Raw genomic sequence first — 26,742 nt, 5'->3', positions numbered from 1 at the left:
AGATCGTTATCAAGGGGTACACCGTGTACCAGTAATGGTCACCGAGCCAGTACCACATCGGGGAAGGGGACATCCGGGATCCTCTCGTCGATCGCACGGCAAGTGCTCGCGGCCACCCCGACCTACGTCAACGTTCGCCCAGCTAGCCCGCCCCGTCAACCGAGCCCCACACATCAAGGATGCCAGGCACTCTGAAGGATCGGCGACCGGTCAACGATCCGCATACGGAACGAGGGCGGACTGCCGCCGGCCCGCGCTCGAACACCACTTCGTCTCGGTGCAGGTTCGGCTTGGGGAATCGCAAAATGGCCGGCCCGTGGACTGGGATGATTGCGAAATGAGAACCCGCGGAACCGTGCGAAGTTGGGACCGCCAATCGAGGTCGGGCGTATAGTGTCCAGGCTGCGGTGCCCGAGCAGGCGGGCGGCGATGTGGACGGGAAGCCCGCCGGTAACAGCGTCGGTGGCGAACATCCGCCGGAAATCGTGGGCGGTGTACTGCAGCGGCTCACCGGCAGCATCCCGCAGACCAGCGCGCTCGAGGGCCGAGGCGAGCATCGTCTTGATCGTCGCTGTCGCGATCACGATGATCCTCGCGCCGTGCCGGCGTTGGAACAGGTGCGGCAGCGGAGGACCGGTCACCCGTTCGTGTGGGTCGTACCGGGCGACTAGCGGTATCGTCCCCGAGTTCTTGGCCCGCACACGCGCGATGACGGTCGCGAGGACGCTCGCGAGCTCCGGCGATACCAGCAGCAGACGTTCCTCATTGTTCTTCGACGGTGCAACCTGTAGCAGCGGCACCAGCTCACCGGTCTCGGGAATACGGTAGGACACCAACGCCAGGTGCGTCAGTTCGAGAAGTTCCTCGACCCGAACACCGGTGTGCCGCAATGTCTCGATGATCGCCCATACCCAGAACGCTTCGTCCTCGACCTGCCGGATGTTGATCATCTCGCCGGTGCGCAGGTTATCGACCTGCACCGAGGGTTCACGATCCTTGATCACCCTCGGCTTCCGCAGTCGATACCTGTCGCCGTCGAACTCGAAGGTCTCACCGAGTGCGACCGCGGTGGCCGCCGCCAGGAGCGCAGCCTGGCGGTCCCGGTGTTCGCGTGCCGAGTCGACCAACGACTGCAGGTGGGGAAGACGTTCGCGCACCCGTTGATGCATGGCCGAGCGGGTTGCCCAGATCGTCTTGCCGAGACCGCGGGTTTCGGTGCGGGAGATCGGGCACGGGACGGCGTACTGAGCCCACCAGGGGTCCTCGTGGGCCATCTCCTGGATGTCGAGGTAGAGCGACCTGATCCGCATCAGTATCTCGGCGCCGCGGCGCCGGGGGCGCGGTTTGCCACCCTTGCCGGTGGCGAACCGCAGACGTTGCTTCCACGCGGCCACCACCTCGTCACTGAGCCGGAGACTGTCGACCTCGGGATGGTGCACTTCGATGTCCCGCCAAAAGGTTCCGGCGAGGATTCCGGCATGGGCGCGGAAGGTGTTGTAATCGACCTGAGTGCGGCGCTCATCCATGTAGCGGACGAGCATCTCGCGGACGGACTCCGTACGAATGTTGTAGCTGTCGATCACCGCGGCGGTGGTGACCTGACCGTGCCGAAGTTGGTCCCGCAGGGTGAGGTTCGAGTCCAGGATTCCCATCCGCTGCAGGATGTCCCAGGCCGGATAGATGCCGACGACCGTCGTCAAGACCTCGTCGCGGCACAGGGTGTGGTACTCGTGCACGTCCTGTGCGGTCAGCTCGCGGACCCTGCGCCCGGTGTAGAGGACCATTCTGGTCAGCACCCGGATGCCGTCGTCCTGATGATTCCTCGCGCAATCCAACCCCCGGGCGACCTCCTCGGCCGCGGTGAACCCGTCCGGGTCGAGGACCAGCCGACTGTAGTCGAACACGTACCGCGACCGGCTCCGATTCAATACGTGATAGCTCGGCAACACCGCCCGACTCAAGAACACCGCGGTTAGCCCGATGGTGAGTTCTTGGCGCTGGTACGCCATCGACCGGGTGTCTCCGGCTGACAATTCATCCATCCAGTTGCGGTGTTCACCGCCGGCGGCCATCCACCGGTCCTGCCAGCCGGCGCCCTCATAGCCGTCCAGCCACTGCAGAATCCGGAAGGCGCCCCGCGCGAGTTTGTTTCGCTTCGGATCCGACTTCGAGCGCGGCAGCGGCAGCCGCCGCACCAGGACCATCACCTCGTCGATGCTCAAATGGTTGGCCGCCCCAACCCGCAGCGGGGTGGAGGATTGCCGCACGAATCGGGACGGAGTCACCAATTTGGTCACGTAGGGCGCCTCTATCTCCGGCGCATCGATGGTCACGACGGCACCTGCCCGAACAGGATCGCCAGATCCGCGGCGTCATAGCCCACCCCCACCGGCGAGGACACCGCCGCCGTGGCCGGTGGACGCTCGCGCACCGTCTTCAAGTGCTCGTGGACGCGATGGATCACGTCGTGGTCATCCTGGTCGAGATAGAGCTGGGTGGTCGACAGATGCGCATGGCCGAGAATCACCTGGATGTCACGCAGCGACAACCGTGCATCGCGAAGCATCCGGATCGCACACGTATGCCGCAGATCGTGCATCGTCCAGTTGGTCGCCAACCGGTCATTCACCCGTCGCAGCACCGCCCGCAACGCGTCGTAGGACAGCGGTTGCGCCCGCAGACCGCCCCCTCGGTCACGGCGCCGCAGCGTCCACCACACCGAATCGCCCGCGTGCCCGGTGGGATGGGCGGCGATCACCAGACGCAGCCAGACGAACGCCTCCGAACTCGCCGGGATCCACTGCTGTGCCCGGGTCCCTTTCCGGACTACACGAATCAGCTGATCGCCCCAATCGATGTCGCAGCACCGCAGTCCCAGCAACTCGCCGGCCCGTGCCGCCGAACTCACCGCGAGCGCCAGCATCGCCCGATCCCGGTCCGACCGCAGCGCCGCGAACAGCTCATCCCACCGCTCGTCCGGAACGTCACGAGGAAACCGCCGGGGAACTTTGGGGTTGTACCGCAGCCGCTTCTCGTCGCGGAACGGCTCCGCCGGGTTCCAGTGCGCACCCGGGAAGCGACCCCCGCGACGGTTCTGGGCGACGGGGTTGAGCAACGGCCCCTCGCCGCGCTCGATCCAGTCGTCGTAGAAGCTGCGCAGCACGGCGTTGTTATGGCGCACCGTCCGGGCTGCATACCTGTCGTTGAGATACGGCTTCCGAGTCACGGCATTGACCGTCCCCACCGTCGCCAGCGACGCAGTCCGGGCACTATTGCGCGGCTTCGACGTCTGCCGCAGCCACAACACAAGATCGCGCACCTCACCCGAGGTAGCGCGCTGCCACGGGACCTCAACCACCCGCAGCCAGCGCCACCACCGCAACAGCACGAAGGAGTAGCTGCGGACGCTGCCAGCACTGTTACCCCGCGCCACGAAGTCCCGGAGAAACTCCGCCACCGGCGCAAGCACCTCGCCGTCGTCGCCCACCACCACAAACGGCACCACACCCTCGGCTGTGACGACCCGGCCCCACCGGGGCACCACCACATCCTCCACGAACAGCTCGTCACTTCTCGACACCACGCGGCCTCCTCTCAGGCCCCGTATTCCTATCCGCAGAAGAAGGACGCATCGGGATCAGACTCGGCGTGTCCGCCGCTAGTCCGGTCAACAGTTCTGGCGTTCGACGACCTGGACCTCATGAGCGCGCCGCACCTGGATCGGCGGACGGAGCTTGCTGAGCTGGATTCGGTCATCCAGGACGTCGGCGGCCTGCCCATCACCGTTCCTCCGCACTGGGAAAGTCGGAGCAGCAGAATTATGCTGATTTCCGCGTAAAGTGCTGGAATGGAACGAATTTGGGCCGAATGGTCGACATCAATCTGCCTTCCGGGCAGCGGAGCCGATCCTGGATCAAGCACGCAATCAGGACTCGCAGCTCGGTTTTGGCGATCGGCTTCGTCGGCTCCAGTCGGTCGGTTGCCGTGCTGATCCTCGGAGCGTACGACGCTACTGGTAATGCGGGATATTCAAACCTGCGGAGGGCCGATCGATGGCGGAGAGCAAACCAGGGAGTCGGTGTTGCACGCGCTTGTCACGGTGCGTCTACTTGGGGCGATACCTAGATCATGAGGGTGAGGAAAGCCGCGATAGGTACCAGCGCTCTTGTCGCGATCGCAACCATCGCCGGCGCATACTCGGTTATTCATCACGCCGCCGACCCGATCGTGCCGATGGCATCGGGGTATTTAGAAGAGCATTCATCGAGCACGCAACAAGCTCGTCGGGGAACTCGGCGTGTCGTGAAAGGTGCGGAATACGGACAAGATCGTTGAGTGCTGTGCGAACCGCATTCACCAGCGCGAGTGCGTCTGCCTCGGTGACTTCTGAACGCGAGGTTCGTAGCCATTTGACCCATTCGGCGAGGTCGTCCTGGCGGATTCGCCGATCACGCTCGGCAGCACTAGCGGGGAGGTTGAGGGCTTCGGTAACTGAAACCGCGAACAGATCCGTTGCTTCGGTTGCGATACGAACATAACCTCTCACGAGGCCTTCGATGACCTGTTCATCGGAGGCGCTGTGATGCATGGCCCTGGAGCTCTCCAGGGCCATCCATTCCTGTACTCGGATGATCATGGCGGAAAGGATGTCGGCCTTGCTGTCGAAGTACCTGTAGACGGCAGGGCCTGCGATGCCGAACTCGTCGAGGCTGACTCCACCGAAACCGCGCTCCCGGAACGCGCGCGCCGCTGCTGCGATGATCTGTTCGCGACGTGATGTACCTGGTCGTTCATTTGCGACTGGAGCCTCCGCCGCTGGCGCATCGCGGGACTCGGGTGACGCTGACGCGAATTCGGGTGTATTGATGGCTGCCAACGCAGCAGACACCAGTAGTGGGGACAGGCGACGCTGCGACAGTGACCGGTCGTAGTGCCCTGGGCTGGTGATGATGCTCACCGCCATCCACGCGCGTACGTCGGCACCGAATCTGCTCTTGGAGGGATCGGCTTTTTCAATGGCCCTTCGCACCGCGCCTCCGATGCGACGAGTACCCTCGCGCACTCGCTCGAAGTCATCGGCGGTGAGGTGCCGTGCTTCTCGCTGCCATAGGGGGCCGAGTCGAAGGCTCTCCAGTGATGCCTCGACCATCCGCGTCAATAACTCCTCTAAGCTGCAGACGCCGGTTTCGGAGCGCTCGGCGGATTGGGCTGCCATGAGCAGTCGATCCTGGTCTTCGAGGACCACCTGCGACAGTAGATCCTGCTTGTTGGCGAAGTGCCGGTAGATCGCCCGTGCGGTGACGTCGGTTGCCTCGGCGATGTCTTCCATCCGCACGGCGTGAAACCCGTATTTCGTGAACAATTCACTGGCGTTGTGGAGTATCTGCGCACGCCGGTCACTGGGTCGCCGGCGCGTGGCAGTGGACGCCTTCACAGTTTGCGATGCGGTCACGACGCCCCCTTTCCTCCTCGAGGCCCATATGGAATGCACACGATGTCCGGACTGGCGGCGCAGCCGTTAGTACAGCCTTCTGACGATATACCGGCGGCGGACGGTCCCCCGCAGTACCCCGCACTACCGCCGTTCGGACACAATGCCTCCTCCCACGCAGGGCGGCGCAGGCGCACTGCGCCCGAGCGTAGGTGAAGTCTCCACTACGGCCGCAGTCCGAACAGCATGCACAATTTTCGATAAGAGTCATGGACAACTTCCGTTACATGATGCTACGCACTTGATTCGATGAAAGATACGTTTGCCTGACATTTTCGGCTTAACACTCAGCTATGCTCCCCTCACACTGCCGCGGTTCACTCGCAGATCGGCAGCTCTTCCTTCTTGTCATTTGCCGCCTCAACAGGTCATATGCTTCCGAATGAACGAAAAATCAACCAAGCATCCTCTGAACGCTCTGGCTCTGAGCAGTTTCACAATTTCAGATACGAGCTATTGACATATCTATGGAGCGGGGCCTACTAATGTGAGTAGAAGCACACCCGGATCGTGAAGCAAACCACTAGGGATCAACGACATGCCGCCTCACGGAGGCGACCATCCGCACCCGGCCGGTCACAGCTTCTGCTTACGCCCGTTCGAACAAAGGAACTTCGATGAAGGATCTGCAATTTCTGCAATGGAAGACCGATCAGAAGGTAGGCACGGTCTGGCTTACCCGCCCGCCGGTCAACGCGGTCACCCGCGAGATGTACGCAGAGATCAAGTGGTTCTTCACCCACACGGAGGAGTACCTCCCCGAGGCTCGGGCGATCGTCTTGACCGGCGCCGGCAAGCACTTCTGCGGCGGCAACGATCTCACCGAATTCCAGACGATGACGCCGGAAAACGCCGGTGAGCGCATGCTTGCGGTCCGTGAAGCGTTCTGGTCGATCTACGATTGCCCGTTGCCGGTGATCGCAGCTGTCCACGGAGTGGCCGTGGGCACCGGATTGGCCCTGGCAGCGTCGTGTGATCTGGTCGTGGCAGCCAAGGGCGCCACCTTCACGCTTCCCGAGGTCAACGTCGGTGTGATGGGCGGCGCCAAACATGCCTCACGCCTGGTACCGCAGCAGTTGGTCCGCTATTTGCACCTCACCGGCGAACCGCTGTCTGCCGAGGAACTCGCGCAGCAGGGCGGCGTCTTGAAAGTCGTCGATCCCGATCAGCTACTCGACGTAGCCTACGACGTGGCGGCCAAGATGGTCCGGCACTCGCCGGTCACGTTGCGGTTCGCCAAGCGCAGCCTCAATGCGATCGAATACCAGGACCTCAAGGGCGGCTACGAGTTCGAGCAGGGTCTTTCCGGCGAGTTGTCCGCCTACTCAGACGCCAAAGAGGCTGTGGCAGCATTCTTCGAGCATCGCGCGCCGGCCTACACGGGAGCTTGAGATGAATGCTGTTTCACCTGTGCCGGTCGAGCAGATCACCGAGATCGCCGATCTGCGGCGCGAGGCTCGGAGGTGGCTTGCCGAAACAGAGATCCCCACCGTGCCGTTGGGGCTGGAGGAACGGTACAACGTCCTTCGTCGATGGCAGCGCACTCTATTCGATGCCGGATGGATGGGGCTGGGATGGTCACGTGAAGCGGGCGGACGTGGCCTCACCGCGCGGCACCAGCAAGTCTTCTCCGAGGAGCTGGCGCGCGCTCATGCACCCGCCCCGATCGGATTGATCGGCCTCGATGTGGTCGGCCCCTCGATCCACCGGTACGGTTCGTCCGAGCAGCGCTCCCGTTTTCTGCCACCGCTGCTCACGGGCGAAGACATCTGGTGTCAGGGGTTCTCCGAACCCTCTGCCGGCTCCGACCTCGCATCACTGCGGACCCGCGCTCTTCGCCACGGGGACAAGTACGTCGTCAACGGACAGAAGGTCTGGACCAGTTGGGGCAATCAGGCCAGCTGGTGCGCATTGCTGTGCCGCACCGACCCCGACGCCGAACCCAAGCACGCCGGCATCTCCTACCTCATCGTCGACATGAGTTCCCCCGGAATCACCGTCCGTCCACTCGTCCAGATGACAGGCGATGCCGAATTCTGTGAGGTCTTCTTCGACAACGTCGAAGTCCCGGTCGGCAACCTGGTCGGCAAGGAAAACGACGGCTGGCGAATTGCCCTCGACACCCTGTCTCAGGAACGTGGCAACTATGCAATGCGCCGACAGGTGGAGATCGGCTGGGGTGTCGAGAAGACGATCGACGGATTACGAGGCACCTCCCTGGAATCGACGACCAATCGTCGGATCAGCACCGCCATCGGAGAGTCACATGTGGCGCTGCGGGTGTTGGATGCTCAGATCCGCCGAACTGTGCAACGCCTGATCGACGAAGTGGGACCACATCCGCTCGACTCGATCGACAAGCTGGTCCTCAACGACGCAGAGCAGGTGGTCGGCCGCGCCCTCGTCGATCTCCTCGGACCGTTCCGCCTCGACGCCGAATCACAACCTCTCGGGCTGAACGCCGCGCAGTTGATTCACGATCATTACTTCTCGCGTGCCGCATCGATCTACGGCGGTACATCGCAGATCCAACGCAACATCGTTGCCGAGCGGCTGCTCGGCCTACCCAGGAGCTGATGATGAGTCTCACCGCAGCTGACGTGGACCTCGTCACCCCGATCCGCGAATTCTTTGACCGCCGTGTCACATCCGACTACCGCCATGCCCTGCTCAGTGGCGGCGGCTGGGACCCGGAGCTGATGGCCGAACTCGACGACCTCGGCTGGTCCGAGCTGACCCGCCCCGAAAACCGCGGTGGTCTAGGAATCGACCTGACCGCGGTCGCCGGTCTGATCGCCTTGGTCGGTGATCGGCTCGTACCCGGCCCCCTGGTCGAGCAACTGATCTTGCCGGCGTACCTCGACATTCCCGACGGTTCGCTCGTCGCCTTCGCCGACCCTGCCGTCACTCTCGACTGGGCATCCTCGATCGGTTCCGTGCACATGGAATCGGGGCAGATCCAGGGAACGATCGAACTCGTACGCTTCGGCGCCGAGGCCGACTCGCTGGTACTGGCAGTCGACGGCCCGGACGGACCGGCGCTGCTGCTCCTACCGGGCAGTGACCCGGCGCTGGCGCTCACGCCGATCAGCAGTTCCGATCCCACATCGCATTACGTGCGCCTGGAGATCGCATCGCGAACTGTCACCGACGCCGAGATCCTCGCCACCGGAATCGAAGCGGCCACACTCCTACGACAGATCCGGGCATGGTTCCGGCTTCTCACCGCGTGCGAAATCAGTGGTATCGCCCGCCGTATGCTCGAGAAGACTGTCGAGTACGTCGCGCAGCGCCAGCAATTCGGCAAGCCCGTCGGATCCTTCCAAGCCGTGAAACACATTGCGGCGTCGATGGCACAGGCGGCCATCTCGATGGAGGCACTCTGCGAGGCAACGGTTTCCGATATTGCCTCTGCCGAGGTTGATTTCGACATCGAGATGGCAACGTGGACGGCCAAGGCCTATGCCGCCGGCGCCGGACGACAGGTGGTCGAGGACGCCTTGCAGTTGCATGGCGGGATCGGCTTCACCACCGAATACGACCTACACTGGTACTACCGCCGCGTCCTCGCCCTGCGGACCTGGTATGGGGACGAGCACGAACTCCACGCACTCATCGGTTCGCGGCGCCTGACCGACGGAGTCGACCGATGATCACCGCAACTCACACCGATTCCGCGCGCCGCGACCGCTACCTCACCAGCGGCGAGTGGAGCCACAGCACGATCGATTCTGCATTGGCCGAGTATGCACACCATCATCCCGATCGGCTGGCTGTGGTCGATGGCGATCGTCAGGTCAGTTATGCCGAACTCGACGCCATGATCCGCCGGTTGGCCGGCGTGCTACTCGAGCGTGGGATCCGGCCGGGGGACTCGGTGGTCTGGCAGTTGCCGAACTGGCTTGAAGCGATTGTCGTACATCACGGCGCGCTGCGGATCGGCGCCGTCTCCACCCCGATCATCCCGATCTATCGACATCGCGAAGTGCAGTTCATTCTGAAGCAGTCGCGAGCGCGTATCGCATTTGCGCCCGGCATGTTCCGCACCTTCGACCACCGTGGGATGTTCGACGAGCTGGCGCCCACGCTTCCCGACCTCGAGCATGTGATCACCGTTCGTGGTTCCGACAACGAGTTCGACCACCTCCTCTCGGGCGCAACTCCACTCGACAATCCCGTCGAGCACGCCAGCACCGATATCGCATTGCTTCTGTACACATCCGGAACCACCTCCGATCCGAAGGGTGCTCTACACACCCACGAAAGCCTGGATTACGAGAACCGGAGCATCATCGAACTCTTCGATCTGACCGGCGAGGACATCGTGTACATGCCCTCACCGGTCGGTCACATCACCGGAATTCTGTACGGACTGCAGTTGCCGTTCATGCTCGGCAGCCATGTCGTGTTCCAAGATATCTGGGACCCCGGCGCCGGCTTGGAGTTGCTGCAACGCCGACACTGCACGTTCGTCGTCGGTGCCACACCCTTCTTGCACGGACTGGTACACCACCCGGATCTCGCCGAGTACGACATCGCCCTGCGGGTTTTTGGTTGCGGTGGCGCCGACGTACCCCCCGAACTGATCCGGCAGGCCGAGGAGCAGCTGGGCTGCACCGCGACCCGCATCTACGGATCGACCGAATTCCCGACTCTGTCCGGCGGAAACGCGAGCGATCCGCTGGACAAGCGCGCCACCACAGACGGGCGTCCTATCGGGTCCGCAGAAGCGAGGACTGTCGATGAGCACGACACTCCGGTCCCCCCGGGCGCGGTCGGCGACCTGCAGGTTCGCGGCCCTGACCTGTTCACCGGATACCTCGATTCGAGACTCAATGCGGATGCCTTCGCCTCGGGTGGCTGGTTTCGGACCGGTGATCTGGCGGTGATCGACGAGGACGGGTACATCCAGATCACCGGTCGGCGTAAGGACATCATCGTCCGGGGCGGGGAGAACATTTCCGCCAAGGAGATCGAAGACCTGCTCTTCGAATATCCCGGTATTGCCGATATCGCGGTGGTCGGCATGCCCGACCCGATCATGGTCGAACGCATCTGCGCCTATGTGGTACCGAGCGACCAGGCGCATCCACCTGCGCTGGACGAGCTCACGTCGTTCCTGCGCGAACATCGGATGGCTACCCAGAAGCTGCCCGAGCGGCTCGAAGTCGTCGAACAACTACCGCGGACGGCGACAGGCAAGATCCAAAAGTTCATCCTGCGCGACCGAATCCGGGACACTCTGACCTCCGACAACGCTGTCTGATCGCACTCCCCATCTCCCTCGTACCCCTTCCGGAAGGAAATCCAGTGAACACCACACTCCTCGAGGAGCTCGACGTCCTCGTCATCGGCGGCGGCTTCTCCGGCGTCTACCAGCTCGACCGGCTGCGCACCCTCGGCTACAACGTCAAGATCTACGAAGCCGGCACCGGACTCGGCGGCGTCTGGCATTGGAATTCCTATCCAGGTGCACGCGTCGATACCTGGGCGCCGGTCTACCAGTTCTCGCGTGAAGAGCTCTGGCGCGACTGGAACTGGAGCGAGATGTACCCCGGTCGTGACGAGCTGGTTCGCTACTTCGAATACGTCGACGACAAGCTCGACCTGAGCAAAGACGTCCGCTACGAGACCCGTGTCCTGGCAGGCCGATTCGATGAAGAAACCCATAGGTGGACATTGGTCTCCCGCAACGAGCGCACCGGTGAAGAATTCACCACCCAGGCGCAGTTCGTGATCATGTGTCTCGGTGCCGGCTCCAAACCCCTCTTCCCCAACATCCCTGACCTCGAGAAGTTCGGGGGCGACTGCTTCCACACAGCACGCTGGCCACTGGAGGGCTACGACCTTGCGGGCAAGCGGGTCGCCGTCATCGGCACCGGAGCCAGCGGCGTCCAGGTAATCCAGGAGGCCTCGAAGGTCGCAGATCATCTGACGGTGTTCCAGCGCACCCCCAACACCGCGCTTCCGATGAATCAGCGGGCGCTTGGCGAGGCGGACAATGCCGAGATGAAGAAGACCTACCCGGAGCGATTCGCCAATCGCAAGAACACCTGGGCCGGTTTCGATTATGACTTCCTCAAAGAGAACATCCAGGATCTGACCGAGGAACGTCGCAACGAAATACTCGAGGAACTCTGGACCAACGGTGGACTGCAGCCCTGGCTGGGCGGCTTCCTGAATGTCCTGTTCGACAAGGACGACAACGACATCCTGTACGCGTTCTGGCGGGACAAGACACGTCAACGTATCACCAGGCCGGAGTTGGTGGAACTGCTTGCACCGACCGAGCCGATCCATCCGTGGGGCGTCAAGCGTGTCTCCCTGGAGCAGAACTACTTCGAGAGCCTGTGCCGTGACAATGTCGAGCTCGTCGATACCTCTGCCAATCCGATCCGGGAGGTCGCCAGTGACGCCATCATCACCGCGGACGGTATCCGACACGAAGTCGATGTCATCGTGCTGGCCACCGGCTTCGACTCGGTCACCGGAGGCTTGACTGCCATCGATATTCGCGGCACCGGAAATGAGACCTTCGAGGAGGTGTTCCGCGGCGGCAGCCGTACAGCACTAGGCAAGGCGACAGTAGGCTTCCCGAATCTCCTGTACGTCTACGGACCCCAGAGCCCGAACGCATTCTGCAATGGTCCGACATGCGCCGAACTTGAAGGCGAACATCTGATCCAGATCGTCGAGCACATGCGGAACAACGGCTACACCCGTATCGAGGCCAAGCCGGAAGCCCAGCAATATTGGGGCGCGCATAGCGCAGAGCTGACCTCGGCCACCCTTTTCCCGCTGGCCAAGTCTTGGTACATGGGCGCCAACGTGCCCGGCAAAACCGTCGAAATGCTCATGTATCCCGGCGGACTTTCGGTATACCTCGAGATCCTCGAGAAGGCTGCTGCCGGTGGATATCAGGAGCAGTTCGAACTCGTCTGATCTCACCTGACCAGCCACCCGATCGGAACCCGAGGGTAGACATGCTCATACATGTTGTGACATTCACCTTCAAGCCGTCCATCTCGACCAGTTGAAATCGACGAATTCCAAAGGGACTTCAAATTTTTCGGCGACCGAATACCGTACGCGCGCAATGTCCGACACGGTATCGACCTCGGAAAGCAACCGAACAACGCCAGCTACGCACTGGTTCCCCATTTCCAGGACGAAGCCGACTTCCAGCAGTATCTCGACCACCCTCTCCACAAGGAGCTGATCCAGTCCACAATCGTGCCCAAGTGTGAATCCTGGCTCGGGGACCCAATTCCTGACAGCCGAGTGACAATCACCCAGTACCTCAACCCGCACGGACTAAGGAGTTCACGCGATGGCTATCTACCAACCCACAGTATTCTCGACCGGGCATCAGTTTCTCGAGGCACCTCGCTGGCATGACGGAAAATTCTGGGCCAGCGACTTCTTCAGCGAACAGGTGCTCACCTTCGCCGAGGACGGCACCGCAACGCCGATAACCAAAGTGCCCGGACGACCGTCCGGACTCGGTTTCCTACCCGACGGGACCCCCCTTGTCGTCTCGCAGAACGAGCGGTCGGTGTATCGCATCACCGCCGGCGGCAAGCTCGAGCAGTATGCCGACTTCAGCGCACTGGCTGGAGGGATCGGCAACGACCTGTATGTGTCACCGGCGGGCGACGCGTATGCCGGCAATTTCGGATTCGCACTCGGTGAAGAGGATCCCAAGCCGACCCACCTCGTGCACATCCGGGCCGACCGCAGCGTCTCGCAGGTTCCTGGAGATCTGATCTTCCCCAACGGCTGCGCACGTACCCCCCATGGGACCCTGCTGGTCGCGGAAACCTTCCCGCACCGCATCAGCGCGTTCGACATGACGGAAGATGGCGGTCTGACCAACCACCGAGTATGGGCGCAGCTCGACGAATCGTTTCATCCCGATGGCATCGCCCTGGACAGTGACGGCGGCCTCTGGTTCGGGAACGCGTTGACCCTCGGCGCCGACAGTGGGTTCTATCGCGTCGTCGAAGGCGGCCAGATCACCGATAAGGTCGAGGTCACCGACACGTGGGCAGTGGCGTGCGCCTTCGGCGGAGAGAACCTCGACACCCTCTACCTCTGCTGCAACACAACAACGCTCGAAGAGTTTCACGAAGGATGCTCGACCGCTCATGTGGCCGTCGCGCAGGTCGGGCGCACCGGAGTTCCGGCGTCCATCTGAACGTGAGGAGACAGACGCGAACACCACGATCGTCACCGAAGGCCGCGGCGGGATCGGGCGTGCGACAGCGCGTACCCTTCAGAAGATTGTCCGAAGCGCCAGGTCGTCCTGGTGGACCTCGACGCTGGCGAAGCCCCCGGCCTTCACTGATCGAGTCCCCGCGCCGGCCGGGTTCATCGCGGGCGATCTTGTCGACCAGGCGGATTCATGCGGTCGTTGCACCATCGAGTAGTTCGTTGAGCTTTTCGGCTGGAGTATGCCAGTCGTGGGTTTTGCGGGGTCGGTCGTTGAGTTCATCGGCAACGAACCGCAGGTGCTCCTCGGAGTGCACGGACAGATCGGTGCCCTTGGGGAAGTATTGGCGCAGCAGCCCGTTGGTGTTCTCGTTCGAGCCTCGTTGCCACGGGGAGTGCGGATCGCAGAAGTAGATCTGCACCCCCGTGTCGACGGTGAACCGGGCGTGTTGGTGCATCTCGGTGCCCTGATCCCAGGTGATCGACCGGGCCAACGCCGACGGGAGCTCGCCGATCTTCGCCGCCTTCGCCTCGCGCACGTTCCGGGCGGAGTGCCCGTCGGGCAGGTGCAGCAGCAGCACGAACCGGGTGCTGCGTTCGACGAGGGTGCCGATCGCCGACCGGTTGGCTTCGCCCATGATGTAGGGGTCGGACCGGGGCGCGGTGCCGGGGTTGCTCCCGGTCCGTTCCCCGGCCCGCCCTCCGCACCGGACGTGCGACTCTTCGGAATGAGTCTTTCCGCCACCGGCAGAGGAGCAAAGGTCCGAGACTTCAATTGGTCTCGAACCTGCCCCAGGAATGCGACCGTCTCGGCGTCCCCGGTGATGGATACAGGTGCCAGACGGTCGACACCGGCCGAACGTGCGCCCTTGTTGCCCCGCACCCGCTCCCACGCGACGGTGAGAAAATCTTCGGTGGTGGACGAGGTTGAACACATCATCAAAGAGGCGGTCGGGATCGTCGACCGCCCAGTGGTGCAGCTTGCGTTGCATCTGTCGTACCCGCCATGCCGCCCGATCGGGATCGGGCCATGCCAGCTCACCGGTATTCACCAGCGCCTCCGTTCGTGTCGTACTCGCTGCATCAAATTCCGCTGGGGCCCTTCGCCATGTACGAGGCATTCCCCGCTCGGACTACTACGGCCCCTCCGCGTGGCCATCGTCAGACGACGCGTCAACCCGACCAGCCGACCCCTGGAAGAGGCCGATACTCGGGAGCCTCGCGGTGGTTCCCACGTTCACTGCTAACCGCTCGAGGAGTGAGGTGCCCACCTATGCCCCTGCGATATCGCCACGGCTACGCCGCAGGCATTCACCGTGGCCTCCGGAGCCGACGACCTAAACCGACCCCGGAGTTCCCAACACCAAAACAACGGGTGTTGGTGCGCATCGCAGACCAGCCCGAATCCACCGGGTTAGAGCTGGCGGGAGAGTGAGAGGCGTTAGAACACTGGTTCCTCGCGTACACCTTCTCCTCATGCTTGCCGGACCCAGACCATCCGGTAGTGCTGGCCTGTCCCGTCGTTGTCGGGGCTGCTTGCCACCCTCACCGGCGTCTCCCGGATCAGGCTGCCCCAGCTTCGTTATGCTGCTGCGACAGCACAACGGCGCAGGTCTTTCACCTCCGCTCGGTCACACAGCGCCTCGAGGCGCACCAGATCGCCCCCCTGCGCCCGGGGACCGCCCGGTCCTCGGCCTCGGCGGGACGCTGGGAAACATTGAGCATGTTCGGGATCCGGCCGCGCCGCTCGTCCGGTTTGCGGTGGCCCTTGCGCAACGCCCGCCCGGTCCGTAACGCGGTGGTCAGCTCGCGTTTGAGGCCACCGCAGGCCTGGATGTAGAGCGAGAGGTAGATCGTCTCGTGGGACACGCGCATCTCCGGGTCGTTCGGGAATCTGCGCACCAGGGTCCGGGAGATCTGCTCCGGCGACAACTTCTTCTTCAACTGTTTCTCCACGAACGCGCGCAACCGGTCGTGGACGGCGAGCTTCGCCGGTTTCGGTCGGCGTCCCCTCGCCTGCGCGGCCGGGTGTGCGGTGGAAGCGACGTAGTAGCCGCGCCGGTTGGTGCCCCGCTCGATCTCCCGGCTGATCGTGGTGCGGTGCCGACCCAGCACCGCCGCGATCCGGGCGACACTCTTGCGGTCCCGCAACATCACGTCGATCTGCTCGCGGTCCTCGACGGACGGAAACCGGGCGGACGGTGGTCACCTCGGCGGCGCACGCCGCCTCCACCACGGTCGCGCCTTGCGTGCGACACTGCCAGAACAACAGCCGCGCCCGCTCCGAAGCCGGCGGTCGACCAATCATCACCATCTGCGACACCCCTCATCATCAGGGACGTTGCAACGACCGGTTGAACCCGCCCCGTCGATACCGCGCACGCCGACCCGCCCGAAGCCCTCACGTCGATATCCACCGACACCGTCGCCCCGTCCGCCTCTCGAACACCGTCCGAGAAGCGCCGGATTACCGTCCGAGCCAGTCTGGCAACATCTCGATCCCGGACGTGGCGATTAAGCCGGTCACGGACGACGCACGCGAACGAGACGGCGGATGTGATACCAGTTACTTTCGAGCGATACCCTTCAGTATCGTTCGCCGTGTCGCTACCATCAATTGCACACCGTTTACCACCTCGTTAGAGGTGACCGAGTGTGGATCATCCGGGTTCGTCCCGGTCCCACCGATGTCGAGCCCAGGCATCAACGCACCGAACCGCCCTGCGGACGTGGTGCCGCACCGATCACAGTCCCGGACCCAGGTCTGTCGCTGCCGCTACCCGACTGCCGCCTCCCGGGCATCAGAAGTGACACCGCGATGTGTCGAGGGGTCATGTCGCACAACATCTTCGGATGAAGGGTATGACAACGTGGTTGTTCCCGGGAGGCCACGCCAACCCACACCGATCCGCTTGGCATACCACGACAGCAAGCAAGCCCACCTCCGCCGGCCACACCCACGCGCTCCACCCTTACCGACAGATCGGCCCACCGCTCCACTCCGAAAGCGACCCAGCCCGCTGTGCCTAATCACTTCCACCACTCCCCCGCCCGGGACTGGCAACACCGCGCCTCCTGCCGCGGCACCGACACCGACCTGTTCTTCTCCCCCGACGGTGAACGCGGCAACGTCCGCGCCCGACGTGAGCGCGCCGCCAAACAGATCTGCCAAGACTGCCCCGTACTCGCACAGTGCCGCGCCCACGCTCTCACCGCCACCGAGGCCTACGGCATCTGGGGTGGCATGTCCGAAACCGAGCGCACCCGCCACATCCGACGCACCCGCTTCCCAGCCCGCCACCGCGACGCCACACACGCTCCGGCACCACACCACCACCGCTCTACCACCTGCTCGCGCACGTGACGAACACGTGGGCGGTGACATCGATACCCCCGTCACGGCTCCGCCTCCGAAAACCTGCGAACGTATCTCCGCAAACCGGCAGACGGCCCTCCTGAAGTCCCTATCCTCGACAACGGACTTTCTCCCGGAAGGAGTGACAACGAGCGGATCGATAGAATCATCGCCTCACGACGGTGCCCGTGTGCTCGTCGTGATCCTCTCCGCGGTGGTGGCGGTCGTGGGTTCGATCATCGGCTCAGGGGCGCCTGGTGGGAACCCCGATCTCCCAGGTCGCCGACGCCACCGCAGTGGCCCCCGGCGGAGCCTGCCTTCTTCTCCAACTGGACCCTGATCTACCTCGGGATCCTCACGCTCGCGATCTGGCAGGCACTGCCCGCGCACCGCACCGATCCTCGGCAACACCGCGCCGGGTGGTGGCTCGCCGCGGCGATGATCCTGAACGCGGCATGGATAGCCTAGGTGAACGTCGTCAACGGCGCGAAGACGTTCATCGCCGGTGGCCGCCATGCCGGACGTGTCCTGGTGGTCTGCCGCACCTCGCCGCCGGAGAAGGCCAATCGCCGCGCCGGGTTGACCATCCTCGCGATCGACAGCACCTCACCGGGGTTCACCATCGGTCGTATGCTTGACAAACTGGGCCTGAAAGCTCAGGACACGTGCGAACTTTCGTTCGACGACGTCTGCGTCCCGGTCGAGGACCGCATCGGGGAAGAAGGGCACGCCTTCCGGTACCTTTCCCAGAACCTGCCGCAAGAGCGCCTGGTCAATGCCATCGGCGCCGTCGCCTCCGCCCGCCGGGCGGTCGAGCACACGGTGGACTACACCCGCAGCCGTACAGCGTTCGGCACGCCGATCGCTGGGTTCCAGAACACGAAGTTCGTCCTTGCCGACTGCGCAGCCGACATCGCGGCGGGACAGGCACTGATCGACGACGCCATCGAGAAGCACGACACGAACGCACTCACCCCTGCACAGGCCGCACTGGTCAAGCCGTGGACCACCGAAATGCAAAGTCGGGTCGTCGACAAGTGCCTACAGCTGCACGGCGGCTACGGCTACATCACCGAATACCCCATAGCCAAGCTTTACGCCGATGCGCTGGGAACCCGCATCTTGGGTGGAACCAGCGAGGTGATGCGACACGCACGACCAAGGCCCCCGCTCCCGCAAGGAATCGGGGGCCGTTCGCGTCTTCCACCGTGTCGGTTCGGTTAGGTGAGTACAGCGGCGGGTGCGCCGCCCGGTGCGCCGGTGACTGCATACACGGCGCCGTCGGCGTAGTCGGTCACGTACAGCGTTCCGCCGGTGTCCGGATCGACGAGCAGGATTCGGTAGGGTCCATACGATCCGGAGGTCGAGCCGTCCGGGTCGGTCACGAAGGTCCCGAGCACGGCGTGTGTCGAGGTGTCGACCACCGAGACGGTCCGGCCGTCCGCGCCGGAGACATACAGCAGATCGCCGTCCGCGCTGATCGCCACGTCTTGTGCTCCCTCGGGCAGCCGGACCGTCGCGAGCTGGGTCCCGTAGGTGGTACTGGACGGGTCGACGTCGATCACCGCGACGACCTCGTATCCGCCCGTCACACGCCAGAGCCGTCCGGTGCCGTCGACGATAAACTGTCCGTTGGAGTAGCCGCCGCTGGCGAGCTCCACCGTGCTGACGTGGTACGTGGCATAGGCCCGGGTGCCGACCGCGTTGACAGCGACACTGCTGACGACATCGGTGAACTCGCTGCTCGAGCGGGTGAGGTCCCACACCGGCCCGACGGTGACCTCCGCCGTCCTGGTCATGGACTCGGTGTCGATCACGGTAACGGACGCACCGCTCGTGCCGTACAGGTGACGGCCGTCCTCGCTGACGGCCAGATCGGTGAAGTATCCGAGGGACTGCGAGGTCACGAGGGTGTTCGTTGCAGTGTCGACCACCGACACCGTGCCGTCCTCACCGCTGGCGTAGAGGCGCGTCCCGTCGGGGCTGACGGCCAACTCCTGCGCCAGGGAATACCCCTGGTAGTCGGGGGAGGTGGGCAGCCAGATCGTGTCGACGACGGTGTCGGTGCTCGTGTCGATCACCGAGATGGTGCCGGTATAGGGACTGTTGACGTACACGCGGTCGACCGCCGGGGCGGCCGCGATGTTCGACGACGCCCAGTCGACCGTGATCGGCGCACCGACGACCGTGTTGGTGTCGCGGTCGACGACCTGCACGAAGCCGTCCTCGCTCACGACGTACAGCCGGTCGCCGACGAGAACCGCGCCGGTCGGGCTGCCTCCCGCCGGGATCGATGTCGAGTCGATGTCGAACCCGCCCGCGGCAGGCGCCGGCGTGACCGGGACGGTGACATCGACGTTGGTCACGTCCTGGCCGTCTCTGACGGTGAAGGTGACCGTGTCGGTGTCCGGTCCCTCCGACTGTCGGGCGAGGTCGCGGGCGGCGGCGGTCGGGGTGAAGACGAACGCCCCGTCCCCGGTGGCGACGACGGAACCGGACGGTGGTGCGGTGTAGGTGAAGGTCACGGGGTCGCCGTCGGGGTCGGGCGGGAGCGTGATCGTGACCGCGCCGTCGGACGTGCTGGGAGCGCCGACCGTCGATGCCGCGGATGGCGCGGAGTTGACCTGGGTGAGAGACAGTGCCCGCACCCGCCCGTCGACTGCGTCGGTCACACGCCACCGAGTGCCGTCGGCGCTCATGGCGATGCTGTGCGCGCCGGCCTCGGGGGCCGAGTCGATACCGACATTCGACACCACCTTGGCGGTCGCGGTGTCGATCACCCACAACCGATCCGAGTCGGTCACGACGTACGCGGCGCTGCCGTCGTAGCTGACACGCACGGCGGTCGGCCGAGCCCCGACGGCCACGGTGCCGACGACTTTGTTGGTGGCGGTGTCGATGACCGAGAGGGTGTTGCTGCCGCTGTTGGTGACGTACGCGCGGGTGCCGGTGGGGTTGACGGCGACGGCGTTGGGTGCGGTGCCGGTCGTGACGGTGGTGACAACCTTGTTGGTGGCGGTGTCGATCACCGACACGTTGCCGCTGCCGCTGTTGGTCACGTACACCCGGGTCCCGGCCGGGTTGGCCGCGACGCCGGTCGGCGAGGTGCCGACGGGCACCGAGCCGACGACGGCGTTGCTTGCGTCGAGCACGGAGACGCTCTTCGAACCCTGGTTTGCCACATAGGTTCTGGTGCCGGCGAACACCACACCGGACGGGTTGGACCCGACAGTGGTGGACTGCACTTCCTGCATCCGTGCCGCAGATACCGGAACCTGCACCTGCACGTCCACCTGGTTGCTGGACTGGACGTCGGTGACGGTGACAGTGAACGAGTCGTAATTGGCGTTCGGGTCCAGCGCGGCCGGGTTCAGCGCGGCCGCAGAGGCTGCCTGGCGCGCTGCCTGGGTTGGGGTGTACTTGAAGCCGCCGGTACCGTCGACGGTGACCGTTCCGCCGCTCGGCGGTCCGGTGACCTCGTAACGAAGTTGGTTGCCGGACGCATTGATCGAGCCGAGCACCGTACCGGTGCCGCGATCGGGGGCATAGACGATCGGCCCGGCAGTGGATGCAGAGCTCGGGCCGGTGGATGCGGCGCTCGCGACGGCGAACAATTCGATCGGCTCGCCGGTCGCAACGGGGGATGTTCGTGTTCCGGCGACCGATTCGATCGGCTCGCTGGTCGTGACGGGGGCGGCAGCCAGCGCTCGGCTCGCGTCGGTGGTGATGGCCTTCTCCTGTCGACGGCACCACGCCGCGGCCAGTGCCCAGAACGTCGGCGACTCGATCGGAACCTGTGGGTCATTCGACAGGAACGGACGAAGACCGAGGGCGCCGAGCACCTTCGACACGACGCTGGATGCGACATCCACCGCCGGGGTGGGCAGAGACGGGGCCAATGCCTGCGTCCCGACCTGCGGCGCGTCCGCATGGGCGTCGGATACCCGGCGCGCCAGGGCCGTCGTCCCGTCGATCGTGGTGATCGCGGGAGCCACCGCCGACACTGCAGCCGGAATCGCTGCCGGCGCGGCCGGGACGGGTCCGCGCATTGCCGGGCCCTCCACCATGGCCGGCGGGGCGAGTGCCGTGCCGAAGCTGCCCGTCACCGGGGTGGTCGATGGGTTCGGCGCAACGGCGCTGCCCGCAGGTGCGCGGTCGTGACCCTGTGCGGGTGCCGAGGACGAGGACGAATCCGATCGCTCGGCGACTGCTCCCGCCGGAGGCCGGTCGGCCGGCGCGATCGCGGCCCCGGACACGTCGATGGTGTCCGGTGCCGTGGTGGCAGAACTCGATCCGACCTGCCCGGACTCGTCTGCTGTTGTGCCCGGATCCGGCATGCCACCGCCGTCCGCCGTCGACGAGCCGTCGGGTGTCGTGGGGTCGGATGGCGTGCCGGTGTCGAGGGTCGTCGCGCCGGACCCGTTCGCCTCGTCGTTCGAGGTGGAGGACGTGGATTCGGTGCCCGCGGTGGAGTGGGTATCGGTGCCGGAGGTGGATTGCGAAGCCGTGTTCGAGTCGCCGGTCGTCGACGATCCGGATCTGCCGCTCGCCGAGGCCGAGTCGGTACCCGATGCGCCGGATGACGTCCGGTCCGACGAAGTCCCGTCCGTGGATCGGTCCGTGGATCTCCGGTCGGACGATGTCTTGTCGGAGGATGCCTGGTCGGAGGAGTCGGAACTCGACGACGTGGACGAGTCGCCGATGGACGGTGCTGCCACCGCCATGCCCGCCGGCGCGACCGCAAGCCCTATGCCCACTGCCACCGCCAGCTCGCCGAGGTGCTTCAGATGCTTGTCGTCAATCATGGGTTACTCCTCCATGAGGACGCTTCGAACTGCAGTCCGGACGCACCATCCAAGGGCTGGGCTGGCTTATCGCCTCGAAGCGCTTCTCGAGTTGCATGGGACAGCAATGATCGTCTCGCTCAGTCGCGGATCTGAACCGCGTAGTCGACTACGCGATTTTTCTGGTTACTGCGGCGACGCGCGATCAGCGCAGTCTGGCGTGGTAGCGGTGGCCTTCGACTGTGCGGACGGAGACTCCGAGGCGTTCGGCGATCTCTTTGTTGGTGAAGCCCTGGGAGACGAGGGCGACGATTTCGCGCTGCCGTCTCGTCAGTGGGGTGGTTTCGACGGCTTGGCGCAGTGCGGGGGTGTTGACTCCGCGGTGGGTGCCTGCCAGCGTCCTGGCACGTTCGATGGCTGTCAGTGCGGAACCGTGATGTTGCTGTTCGCGGAAGAGAGTTCCGGCTTGGGCCGAGGCATCGGTCGCTGCGACGATGTCACCGATTTCTTCGTACCGCCGTGAGGCTTCGGCGAGTTTTTCGCCGTTTACGCTGGTCAGACCATTGGCATGCAGTGCAACGGCGTGGACGCGTGGCCCGTCGACGAGCGCGGTGAGCTCGTTCACCCGGTGCGCTGTGGTGCGATCGCCGAATTGCGATGCGGCTTGCAGACACAGGAGTTCTTGGCCGAAGTGGCCGCGTTCGGCCGCGATCGCGGCCGCCTTCCGGGCGATGCGGATTGCATCGGCGATCATCTCCTGGGCGGCCGCAGCCCATGCTTTGGCGAGGGTGCACGCTGATCGGAGGAAGCCGTAGGGATTCAGCGTGTCGAGATCGCGCACCAGCTCCGCTGCGCGTTTCCCGTCCCCGCGACGCGATAACGCGAGAATCAGGTAAACCCGGCAGCTGACGACAGCTGATCTGTCGTACGTGGTGGTACGGAATTCGCGATCCGCCCTGTTCAGAACCTTGAGCGCAGCGCTCAGATGACCTTGGGACAGGTCTACATAGCTGTAAAGCAATGAGACGAACAAGCCTATGGTTCCGGGAGTGTTCGCGGCATACTCGACAAACTGGGTCATGACTTGTTCCGCGGCCTGAAGGTACCCCGCGATGAACATTGCTTCGATGTGGAAGTAGACGATCCCGTACTCCAGCGCGGAAGCATCACTAGATGTTGCGACCAAAGCGGAGGCACGCTTGGTCAACGGAGAAACCTTGGCGGCATTTCCCGAGTAACCGTGGGCAATGACCAGGGCGCATGAGGTGAGCACGAATGCCATATCGCTCGGCGCAGCCTGAAAGACCACGTTTCCTGCGGCGATCGCGCGGTCAGGTCGGCCTTGCACCGACTCGAGGAGTGCTTCGAATGCGGCTAGCTCGGATGATTTGTGGTTATAGGGCGCTACCTTGGCGATTGCCAGTTCGTGCCTCGCCCGTTCGGGATCGCCGAGGCTCCAGCAGAGGGTGCCGACTCGCATAACGGACAGTCGCCGTTGCTCCTCGATCGTTAGCGCGTTCTCATCGAGCGCCTCGAGCAGGGTGAATGCATCCTGCGCCCGACCGACGTGATGGAGCACCCAGTAGTGCAGCATCGCGCCTTGGAAGCCGCTGTCAGATATATGTCCGGCGTCCGCGAAACGAAGGGCGAGGGGAGCATCGTGGAGCCGTAGTGCGGTGGCGGTGGCGGCGAGGTGAAGCTTCAGGTCGGGTGGCAGGTCGGATTCGAGGGTCAGCAATGCGCGTCGCAACAAAGCTGCTGGTGTTGGATCAGGACGGGTGGACAGAGCGGTTGCGAGACGACCGCGCAGGCGGCGCAGTTGTAGGAGGTTGCCAGTGCTGCGACGGACTTCACCGTAGAGGGGGTGGCTGAGGCGGACGGCGATATCGCCGTTGTCAGTGGTCATGTCGATGAGGCCGCGGGAATGCACTTCCTTGACCGCATGCGGGCTGGTGAGGATTTCCAACACCGTGCCGTCAATGGGTTCGCCAATCGCGAGGTAGTCGAGGACTTCTGTCGTGTCATCGGTCAGCGAACCAAGCTGGCCGGTAATGAGTTTGGCGAGGGTGGGTGAGACGACGGGTTCACCGCTCCACCGCCAGGTGCCGACGTCGCGCACGAGCCGTCCGGCGTCCCGTTCCTGGCGAACGAGATGCCGGAGGAACAGCACATTGCCGCGGGTCAGGTTCCACAGTTCGGCCGCCGTTGCGGGGCCGACGGGCCCAGCGAGCGCTTGCGAAAGCAAGCGTTCAGTGTCGTTCTCGCCCAAGGGATCTAAATCGATCCGGTTGAGGAACCCGTCTTTCCAGAGGGTGGTGATGGTGTCGGGGACCGGTTCTGTGCTGCGCAGGGTGAGCACGACCCGGGCAAGGCCGCGCTGCACGAGTTGCTGGATGACGACGACGGACAGGTCGTCGAGCAGGTGAACGTCGTCGACGGCCACGACTACGGGCTTGTCGCCAGCAGTGAGCGCTTTGATGACGGTATGGATGACCATCATCGGGTCGGCCTGCGAGATCGGCGCCCATTGAGCAAACGCTCCCAACGGAAGAGTTCGGGCCGAGGCCGTAGCGGTGACCCACCGGACGGCGTGCCGTTTGGCAAGTACGGCGACGGCGGCACGCACCAACCGACTCTTGCCAACACCGACACCGCCCGCCACAAGGACCCCAGAGTCATCACCAGAGCCTTCGATAACCGCCCAGATGCGCCGCAGTTCCTCATCCCGGCCAACAAGTGGCCAGACATCGTCCACGGCGCAATCTTAGCTACTGCGTTAGTAGGCGGCGGGAAATCATCGATCCCTGACGCTCTGCGTCTTTCAGCGGTAGTTGGCGCGACGGATCCCCCGCATTCACGCCGAAGCGATGAGACGCCAATACACCGCGCCATCTGTCATCGACCCTGAGACGGGTAAACGCCGTGCCGGCCAGGTCCATGGTCGTCCGATGCGACTTCGTGCACTCGAAGATCCGATTCTCCAACCAGTGCTTCGTAGTGACAGTCGCGGTTGGTACGACAGCCAGGACTTTTACCAGCGGGAGTACCTGTACGAACTGACCGATTTACCGCAAACCCGAGACCTGCCGCTGGTCGCTGAGTGGCCCGAGATCGGACTCGAACCTGTGACCACGCACCTGGTGCTTCCTGACCCGTCAGAGCTTGCCGGCGCGATCCTTCCTCTGCCTTAGCGGAATTCGACGACCGTTGGTGGATCCGCTCGCGGGAACCACCTGTTCGCCGACGCGTTTCCGGACCGTTCCGCAGGTGGTTCGGTGACCTGTCATTGAGCGTCAGCGGATCCTCCGGCGGGTACTCGAAGATGGATACAGAGTCGATCGGACTGTGGAAGGTGAGACGAGTGCGATACACGGGCGGCGCGGAGGTCGACCGCATGTTCTGTCTGAAGGACGAGGATGAACACGCGTGGGAGGAGCTTCCGCCACTTCCGGAAATCGGTTTCGGCCTAGCCGCGGGCGATCCCGGGATGGTCTACGTCTATACCGGGATGTACATGAGTCCGCTCGATCTCGAGGTGCAAGTGCTCGGCGACCGTCCAGTCACTGTCGACGACGGTTGGGAAGACATCGAGGAGGTTTCGTTCGAGACATTTTCCGACACTGTCGCCGTGCTGACCGACTCGGAGACGCCGATCGCTGGTTTTCCGCCTACCGTTCTCTCCGCCGGCGCGGGAACCTACCGCGTCCGAGTCCACTCGTTCGGGTGTGATCTTATGTGGGACCTCGTCGCGGAAGTGCCGGTCGAGCAGTACAAGATTCAGATCTGGCCCGCCAGACTAGCTGGGCCGGTCGTGGTCCAACATCGGAGTGTGCACGCGGTGATGGGCCGCTGAAAGGCCTCCGATTTTGTCTGCTCATCGATGGTTTAGCGGGACCGCACGCCGACGCCTCGCATGGTGTTGAGTTCTCGCAAAGGCCCGAGGTGAGGTCGCCGAGCGGATCGGGCGGCTTCCGCGGAATGAACCTCGGGGCGGCGGCGTGTCAGCCGGATGCGGGGCCGGGCTGATCCGACTTGGGGCGGGGGGTGTGCTGGAGTTCAGCGTTGATGCGTCGGGCCTCGGCGAGTTGGTCTTCCAGGATGATGATGCGGCACGCGGAATCGAGCGCGGTGCCCTGGTCGATCAGTTCGCGGGCTCGGGCGGCGAGACGCAGCTGGTATCGGGAGTAGCGGCGGTGGCCGCCCTCCGAGCGCCCGGGGGTGAGCAGCTTCGCGGCGTCGAGGCTGCGCAGGAATGCCTGTGTCACGCCGAGGATCTCAGCGGCGTGACCCATGCTGTACGCCGGGTAGTCCTCGTCGTCGAGCTTCCCGGCCGCGCGGCGGTCGGGCGAATCTTCCGGAATGGGGTGACGCCTTTCCAACGGACAGGGCCCCCGGCGCCGTGAGGCACCGGGGGCCGGAGCGGGTTTCACTTCCTTGTTCACTGCACTTCTTCCGGCTGTCGGGCCTTCGTGCCGCCCGGCAGCCGCCGGATATGCCGGGGCCTTACACACTCATATCAACCCTTGCCCGGCACATCCTGGTCTTGCGTTACTTCTCTGCGGGCAGTTCATTCTCTCCCGCATCTCGTGAACTCTTTCCTTGCGACGAGAGGAACTCTACAACAGCGATGCCTCAATGTCTACAGTCACCACTACAGATATTCTGGAGCGGTTGACCGGGGATTTCACACCCGGCAGCCGACTTTTCTGTCCACGTCGGCGGCCGCTCGCTCGACGGACCGGCTCTCGGTGATCGATGACGGACGACGAAGTCGGCAGTCGCAGTAGGCGTCGAGATGTCCGCTTCCTCAGATCAGGTGTGGTCGTCCCGATCCGTCGTCGGCAGGATCACTGGTATCGAGATCGGGAATCAGATGTGAGTGCCGGATCGATATTCAGGGA

The 26,742-nt window shown here is 64.1% G+C and carries 15 protein-coding genes and 4 pseudogenes; 11 read left to right on the top strand and 8 right to left on the bottom strand.

The genetic code is table 11. The features are described from left to right. Positions 1-173: 173 nt before the first annotated feature. From JVH1_RS21140 to JVH1_RS21130, 3 genes are all read right to left on the bottom strand, one after another. A complete protein-coding gene (locus JVH1_RS21140; RefSeq protein WP_051033717.1) occupies positions 174-2,333 on the bottom strand; it encodes a site-specific integrase in 2,160 nt (719 codons plus the stop codon). Further along, positions 2,330-3,583 carry a tyrosine-type recombinase/integrase gene (locus JVH1_RS21135; RefSeq protein WP_237735200.1) on the bottom strand — a complete coding sequence of 418 codons (1,254 nt, stop codon included), beginning with the start codon at positions 3,581-3,583 and terminating at the stop codon, positions 2,330-2,332. The genes JVH1_RS21140 and JVH1_RS21135 overlap by 4 nt, the downstream gene beginning before the upstream one ends. A gap of 618 nt (positions 3,584-4,201) precedes the next feature. Beyond that, positions 4,202-5,452 carry a TetR/AcrR family transcriptional regulator gene (locus JVH1_RS21130; protein ID WP_009476192.1) on the bottom strand — a complete coding sequence of 417 codons (1,251 nt, stop codon included), beginning with the start codon at positions 5,450-5,452 and terminating at the stop codon, positions 4,202-4,204. 656 nt (positions 5,453-6,108) lie between these two features. Here JVH1_RS21130 and JVH1_RS21125 point away from each other — a divergent pair. From JVH1_RS21125 to JVH1_RS21095, 7 genes and pseudogenes are all read left to right on the top strand, one after another. Further along, complete coding sequence (locus tag JVH1_RS21125) at positions 6,109-6,882, top strand: enoyl-CoA hydratase-related protein (RefSeq protein WP_005264718.1); 774 nt, start codon at positions 6,109-6,111, stop codon at positions 6,880-6,882. Positions 6,883-6,901: 19 nt separating this feature from the next. Then, positions 6,902-8,068: an acyl-CoA dehydrogenase family protein gene (locus tag JVH1_RS21120; protein ID WP_043779968.1), complete on the top strand. Its 1,167-nt coding sequence runs from the start codon at positions 6,902-6,904 to the stop codon at positions 8,066-8,068. A gap of 2 nt (positions 8,069-8,070) precedes the next feature. Continuing rightward, a complete protein-coding gene (locus JVH1_RS21115; RefSeq protein ID WP_011595902.1) occupies positions 8,071-9,144 on the top strand; it encodes an acyl-CoA dehydrogenase family protein in 1,074 nt (357 codons plus the stop codon). Beyond that, positions 9,141-10,757 carry an AMP-binding protein gene (locus tag JVH1_RS21110; protein WP_009476195.1) on the top strand — a complete coding sequence of 539 codons (1,617 nt, stop codon included), beginning with the start codon at positions 9,141-9,143 and terminating at the stop codon, positions 10,755-10,757. The genes JVH1_RS21115 and JVH1_RS21110 overlap by 4 nt, the downstream gene beginning before the upstream one ends. A 44-nt stretch (positions 10,758-10,801) precedes the next feature. Beyond that, on the top strand, positions 10,802-12,433 hold the full coding sequence (locus tag JVH1_RS21105; protein ID WP_009476196.1) for an NAD(P)/FAD-dependent oxidoreductase: 1,632 nt from the start codon (positions 10,802-10,804) through the stop codon (positions 12,431-12,433). Positions 12,434-12,586: 153 nt separating this feature from the next. Beyond that, positions 12,587-12,889: pseudogene (locus JVH1_RS21100) on the top strand (hypothetical protein); the annotation flags it as partial. Further along, a complete protein-coding gene (locus JVH1_RS21095) occupies positions 12,822-13,688 on the top strand; it encodes an SMP-30/gluconolactonase/LRE family protein (RefSeq protein WP_009476198.1) in 867 nt (288 codons plus the stop codon). The pseudogene JVH1_RS21100 and the gene JVH1_RS21095, both read left to right, overlap by 68 nt. Positions 13,689-13,893: 205 nt before the next feature. Here JVH1_RS21095 and JVH1_RS21090 read toward each other — a convergent pair. Continuing rightward, positions 13,894-14,343 (bottom strand): annotated as a pseudogene (locus JVH1_RS21090) (IS30 family transposase); the annotation flags it as partial. A gap of 976 nt (positions 14,344-15,319) precedes the next feature. Further along, positions 15,320-15,874, bottom strand: a pseudogene (locus JVH1_RS21085) (IS30 family transposase); the annotation flags it as partial. An 850-nt stretch (positions 15,875-16,724) separates the two neighbouring features. Between JVH1_RS21085 and JVH1_RS21080 the strand changes: the two are divergent. The 3 genes and pseudogenes from JVH1_RS21080 (at position 16,725) to JVH1_RS21070 (ending at position 18,281) form a co-directional block, all read left to right on the top strand. Beyond that, a complete protein-coding gene (locus JVH1_RS21080) occupies positions 16,725-17,066 on the top strand; it encodes a WhiB family transcriptional regulator (protein WP_011595908.1) in 342 nt (113 codons plus the stop codon). Positions 17,067-17,199: 133 nt separating this feature from the next. After that, positions 17,200-17,522 (top strand): annotated as a pseudogene (locus tag JVH1_RS21075) (tryptophan-rich sensory protein); the annotation flags it as partial. A 3-nt stretch (positions 17,523-17,525) separates the two neighbouring features. Continuing rightward, positions 17,526-18,281 carry an acyl-CoA dehydrogenase family protein gene (locus JVH1_RS21070; protein WP_009476203.1) on the top strand — a complete coding sequence of 252 codons (756 nt, stop codon included), beginning with the start codon at positions 17,526-17,528 and terminating at the stop codon, positions 18,279-18,281. Here JVH1_RS21070 and JVH1_RS21065 read toward each other — a convergent pair. Together JVH1_RS21065 and JVH1_RS21060 are read right to left on the bottom strand one after the other, a co-directional pair. After that, positions 18,278-21,862, bottom strand: a complete 3,585-nt coding sequence (locus JVH1_RS21065; RefSeq protein ID WP_009476204.1) for a YncE family protein — start codon at positions 21,860-21,862, stop codon at positions 18,278-18,280. The two genes, JVH1_RS21070 and JVH1_RS21065, sit on opposite strands and share 4 nt — an antisense overlap. Positions 21,863-22,046: 184 nt before the next feature. Next, the gene (locus tag JVH1_RS21060) at positions 22,047-24,596 is read right to left on the bottom strand and encodes a LuxR C-terminal-related transcriptional regulator (RefSeq protein ID WP_192817841.1); all 2,550 of its coding nucleotides are present in this window, start codon (positions 24,594-24,596) and stop codon (positions 22,047-22,049) included. Positions 24,597-25,202: 606 nt separating this feature from the next. On the opposite strand from JVH1_RS21060, the gene JVH1_RS21055 reads away from it, so the two are divergent. Further along, positions 25,203-25,694: a hypothetical protein gene (locus JVH1_RS21055; protein WP_009476208.1), complete on the top strand. Its 492-nt coding sequence runs from the start codon at positions 25,203-25,205 to the stop codon at positions 25,692-25,694. A gap of 148 nt (positions 25,695-25,842) precedes the next feature. On the opposite strand, the gene JVH1_RS21050 is transcribed toward JVH1_RS21055, so the two are convergent. Then, positions 25,843-26,283 carry a MerR family transcriptional regulator gene (locus JVH1_RS21050; protein WP_009476209.1) on the bottom strand — a complete coding sequence of 147 codons (441 nt, stop codon included), beginning with the start codon at positions 26,281-26,283 and terminating at the stop codon, positions 25,843-25,845. Positions 26,284-26,742: the final 459 nt, after the last annotated feature.

Origin of the sequence: Rhodococcus sp. JVH1, assembly GCF_000280725.2 — a bacterium.
In the GTDB taxonomy this organism is placed as follows: Bacteria; Actinomycetota; Actinomycetes; order Mycobacteriales; family Mycobacteriaceae; genus Rhodococcus_F; species Rhodococcus_F jostii_A.
The sequence above is the reverse complement of the archived record's forward strand: the minus strand, read 5'-3'. Positions and strand labels throughout refer to the sequence as shown.